Raw genomic sequence first — 1,006 nt, 5'->3', positions numbered from 1 at the left:
AGAAGCTGTACGCGATTAAACTCCTTACTGCACCTGGGTTTGAGCGACGAGCCGGCGTGCGATGATGGAGGTCATCGCAATCCAGATATGCCCGGCAAAGAGGTCCCCGGCGCGGTCGTACACGACGTTGAGGCGGCGGTAGCGGCTGAGCCAAGCGAACAGCCGCTCCACCACCCACCTGATCCCGTTTGGCAGGAAGCGACCCTCGCGCGTGCCGCCGGGCGAGACCGAGACATGGATGTCGTGCTCGAGCGCTGCCGCGGCGAAGGGCGCGCCCTTGAAGCCGCTGTCGCCGAGGAGATCACCTTCGAAGCCGAGCGCGGCCAGCCGCGGCAGCATCGGCAGGACGCCCGCGCGGTCGTCGGTGTTGGCGGGGTGCAGTTCGAGATCGAGCAGCGAGCCGTGCTTGTCGCAGACCGCGAACAGCTTCACGCCCTTGACCAGCTTGCCGCCATCGATGCCGCGCACCCAGGCGGTTGGGGCTGACCGGAGAGAGCGGCTGTCGGTCACCACCGCCGAGGGCAGCACCTCGTCGCCGCAGGCCAGCCGCCAATCGAATGCCAGGCGTTGTCCCAGCCGTCGCCAAAGCCCCAGGCGGGTCCAGCGCGCGAAGCTGCTGTGCAGGGTGGTGAAGGGAACACCCGAGAGCCAGCCGGCGATGCGCCACTGCAGGCCGCCGAAGGTCAGCGTCCAAATCAGCCCGATCAGGCGCCGCCGCAGCATCAGGTCCGGCTTGCGGCCGCGGCGGTGCACGCCGATCCGCTCGCGGTCCATGGCCTCCAACTCGGCCTCGACCGCGAAGACGAAAACCTCGATGTCAGCCAGGGCATTCCAGCCGTCACCACGGCTGGGGCGGGGAACACGGCGATCGGAAGGCGGAGGCAGGTCGGCATTGCTGTGTAGGCTGGTGCGAGACATCGGCCCAACATGGTGAGGCTCAGCCGGCGCACTGCCCTACGTGTCGAAACCGACCTGAAGGGCCAGACTTATTTCGCGTTCAGACTCT

Annotated in this window: 1 protein-coding gene; it reads right to left on the bottom strand. The window is 67.5% G+C overall.

Translation table 11 applies throughout. The features are described from left to right. Nucleotides 1-24: 24 nt before the first annotated feature. Nucleotides 25-918 carry an IS5 family transposase gene (locus E2C06_RS36660; RefSeq protein ID WP_206664855.1) on the bottom strand — a complete coding sequence of 298 codons (894 nt, stop codon included), beginning with the start codon at nt 916-918 and terminating at the stop codon, nt 25-27. Nucleotides 919-1,006 lie beyond the last annotated feature (88 nt).

Origin of the sequence: Dankookia rubra (genome assembly GCF_004355005.1) — a bacterium.
Taxonomy (GTDB): domain Bacteria; phylum Pseudomonadota; class Alphaproteobacteria; order Acetobacterales; family Acetobacteraceae; genus Paracraurococcus; species Paracraurococcus ruber_A.
This window is presented reverse-complemented; position numbering and strand designations above follow the sequence as displayed.